We start from the raw sequence: 3,601 nt of genomic DNA on the forward strand, positions 1-3,601 counted from the left end.
TAAGATAAGAGCTATCTAAGGCTGGGTCGCGTCGTGAATACAAAAACGTTATGTGAAAGGGATGCAATTATTTAAGCATATTCAAAGGAGATGGAAAGCATGAGAAAACACCTATCTACAAGAGTTGGATACTCATATTTACCGGTAACAAATATTGACGAATCTATTGAGTGGTATGTGAAAAACTGGAGTTGAGATTAGTCCAAAAGTTAGAAGAGAGAGGTTCCAATATTGCTGTATTGCAATTTCCGCATAAGAATGCGATAGCACTGCTATTAGTTGAAAGCAATAATAACGCATCGTTAGAAATCAATCGTAATGGATCATCGTTTCCAGTTATGGCGATAAATGCCCGGATATTGAGTATACATATAAATTCATGAGCGATAAAGAAGTGATTATTGAAAAGGAGTTAACATCATTAGGCGCCGGTGAGGCAAGATATTTTTACTTTAGAGATAACAGTGGCAACTTATTAGAAGCAGCTTGGTCTATATGGGATCCGGAAGATGAGTTCAAAGACGAATTTATTAAGTAGACATCATGATTTTTGAGGGTCAATTCAAAAGAAGGGCTTCCCCATCATATAACAACGCATTCACGCAGCGTGCCGCAAGCGGCCCTTGGTCTCCAGAGGGGATTTCGGTGAAACGGAATCAGGCGACAACCCTGCATCACCAAACCGCATTGCGGCCGGAACTTCGGTCCTTAAGGTGGTGAGGGTTCGTGAATAAAAAAACGTCAATAAGTAGAGTGGGGGGATAAGTATGCCAAAACTATTCCTATACGGCGATATCGGGGAGAATTTCGATGTGACCAGTCGCCCTTTTTTGCCTGACATTGATTTCACAATTACAAGAGAGAAAGTTTATCAACTTAAGATGTGTTCCGGAGTGTTTGTTTGCGGTGGTGACACTAGGATATTATAAGCCATCGGTCCCAGAAGCGGCTTCAAGGAAGTATGAGGTGTGGACACATCCGAATTCGTCGGCGTCGTTAACACAAGAACGTTATAGAAATCAGCACAATATCTTTTTTGGGGGATTAATCAGTGCAGATAGTTAGTCAAGTTCAAGAAGATGAAGTAATTGCAGAGTTCTTATTAGCAGAAATTAATTCAGAAAGATTTAAGAATGGGATATTAAATGCACTTGGAGACCATGATTTGAATTTATTACTTAATCCCAATTTTAATGATCATTACGAGAACCAAGTTAGACGAGATATATTGGCTCAAACAAGGGGATATGGTTGTAATACGAAACTGTTTGAGAATTTCCCTGATGACGTTGTTTGGTATAAAGCGATTTTTATCAGACAAGATTTAAACGAAGTGATGTACATCAATTATAGTTATTGGAATGAAATATCAAGTGGTACTAGACTCCCTATCCATGCATCGAAGAATATCAAGAATCATATTGAAGTCTTTGGATCTAGTACTCAGGGGTTTCTAGATATCAATTTAGCGCTCAAGAACGGAAGGGTATTTCCAAGACTAATATTTGTTTCCATTAATGAGAACTCGCAAGTAGTCGTATTAGAAGGCCATGCAAGATTAACGGCTTATTATTTAGATAGTAGTTGTATTCCTGACGAACTTGAAGTATTTATCGGGTTCTCTGATAAGTTTAGAGAATGGGACTTGTATTAGGGGCGATTTGAAGGTTGTTCATAGAAGGTGCTGACATCCTATAACACCGTATTCACGCTGCGTTTCCTAAGCTCCCTGATTCGCCCGGAGTGGGAAGTACCAGGGAGTGGAGTCAGGCGAATAACCTCTGCGAGGCTAAGTCAGTCGGACCAGTTGCTTGCGCTCCTTTAAGCCTCTCGGGTTCGCAGATACAACAACGTTATGTGAAATTAATTCCGCTAAACCATCATAATTAATTCATGGGGGTAAATATGAGTATTCCTTTTGGTGATACATGTACTCGAGCGGCCTTATCCATCATAGGGTTTCCATTATCTGTAACAAACCAGATTATTTCAAAATATGAATTGATGAGAATCAAACCTAAAGGCCAAATGGTTGATGTTGGAGAAATTCAATTACATGCTTTGGTTACAGGCAACGGAACGTTTACTGTTATATTGGAATCCGGTATGGGTGGATGTTCCTTGGATTGGTGTTTAGTTCAACCAGAATTATCAAAGTATGCTAAAGTTGTTTCATACGATAGAGCTGGATTTGGATGGAGTGTTAAATGTAGAGACAAATCAACATGTCGAGACTATAACAATGATCTAAGGATACTACTAAGAAATCTTAATCTAAATCCTCCGTATATATTAGTTGGACATTCATTTGGTGGAATGAATATGCAGTTATTTGCTTCAGAATATCCAGATGAGGTTGTTGGTATGGTTTTGGTGGATTCAGTTCATGAGGATAGATACATTACCGATCTGTCTAATTCTAGTAGAGTTAAGCAATATAACCAAGCTCTAAAGCAATATAGATTAGGTTATTTGTTATCGCCACTCGGTATTCCAAGAATAATGAGAATGCACATAGGTTCTAGAAGACTACCATCAGAATATCTGAAAATAGTGAGAACTTTAGGGTATAGATCAAATGCATACAAAGCAGCATATAAAGAATTAATTTATGCTGATGAGAGTGGAAGACAGGTTAAGGGTAGCAAACAAAATATAAATGACGAATTATCTGTAATTGTATTATCAGCGGGAAAGCAACCTGATCCATGGAAAAGGCAGCAGGAACTACTTAAAAACCTCACCAAGAATACAAAACACATAGTTGTGGAAGATAGTTGGCATGCCATTCAAATACATAGACCTGAAATCGTAATAAGAGAAGTAAAAGAAATAATAAATAAGTTAGACGATTCGGCGCAATTAACATCAGATAACACCGTATTCCCGCTGCGGGGCTGACGCCCCTTGGTTGGTAGATGTATAATCAGCCAACACACGACCCAGCCTAAGATAAGAGCTATCTAAGGCCGGGTCGCGTCGTGAATACGTAAGACGTTATCGGAAATCAGCTAATACATAGAGATTAAGTAACTATTAATATTGGTTATCAAGATACTAATTGGAGGCTCGCCCATGGAAATTGCAAACGAAGTAATCGAAAGTATGTTAATTAAGTTTAACTCGGAGAGGAAATGGACTCTCCAAGCGATTGGACAATTGTCAGAGGAAGATTTAACATGGGTGCCTAACTCTGAAAGTAATAGTATTACTAATTTAGTTGCTCATATTCGAGGTTGTGTTCATTCCAGAATAGAAACAATCTTTTATGATATTCCAGACACTAGGGACAGAGACAAGGAATTTGAACGTGGGCTCAAATATTCTAAAGAGCAAGTTTACAACATGACGAAAGAAGCATTTGATATAATCATTCAGTATCTCGAACACCTCAAGTCAAACCCTGAATTGTTATTATCACAACCGTTTATCCATCGTCCACCTCTCACATATAGCCAGGACAACGGTTCTTAATCTAATGATAGCAATGATTAGAGAAATGCATTATCATACCGAGCAAATAATATATGCAGCAAAGATTAGAAAGGGACAACTTGTATGGAATTATGACTAATATAAAAGTGTATGAGGTTAAAGTGCT

At 38.2% G+C, this 3,601-nt stretch carries 4 protein-coding genes; all 4 read left to right on the plus strand.

Going from position 1 to position 3,601, the window contains the following annotated elements:
- Nucleotides 1–379: 379 nt before the first annotated feature.
- The 4 genes from PSHG_RS31425 (at nt 380) to PSHG_RS29250 (ending at nt 3,474) form a co-directional block, all read left to right on the plus strand.
- Nucleotides 380–538 (plus strand): hypothetical protein, encoded by a 159-nt coding sequence (locus PSHG_RS31425; RefSeq protein WP_235782037.1) that lies wholly within the window; start codon nt 380–382, stop codon nt 536–538.
- 513 nt (nt 539–1,051) lie between these two features.
- Nucleotides 1,052–1,654: a hypothetical protein gene (locus tag PSHG_RS26990; protein WP_010271864.1), complete on the plus strand. Its 603-nt coding sequence runs from the start codon at nt 1,052–1,054 to the stop codon at nt 1,652–1,654.
- Between the two features lie 251 nt (nt 1,655–1,905).
- Nucleotides 1,906–2,901 carry an alpha/beta fold hydrolase gene (locus PSHG_RS08540; protein ID WP_010271867.1) on the plus strand — a complete coding sequence of 332 codons (996 nt, stop codon included), beginning with the start codon at nt 1,906–1,908 and terminating at the stop codon, nt 2,899–2,901.
- A gap of 174 nt (nt 2,902–3,075) precedes the next feature.
- Nucleotides 3,076–3,474 carry a DUF1572 family protein gene (locus tag PSHG_RS29250; protein ID WP_010271869.1) on the plus strand — a complete coding sequence of 133 codons (399 nt, stop codon included), beginning with the start codon at nt 3,076–3,078 and terminating at the stop codon, nt 3,472–3,474.
- Nucleotides 3,475–3,601 lie beyond the last annotated feature (127 nt).

It is taken from the genome of Paenibacillus senegalensis JC66 (assembly GCF_000285515.1).
Taxonomy (GTDB): domain Bacteria; phylum Bacillota; class Bacilli; order Paenibacillales; family NBRC-103111; genus Paenibacillus_L; species Paenibacillus_L senegalensis.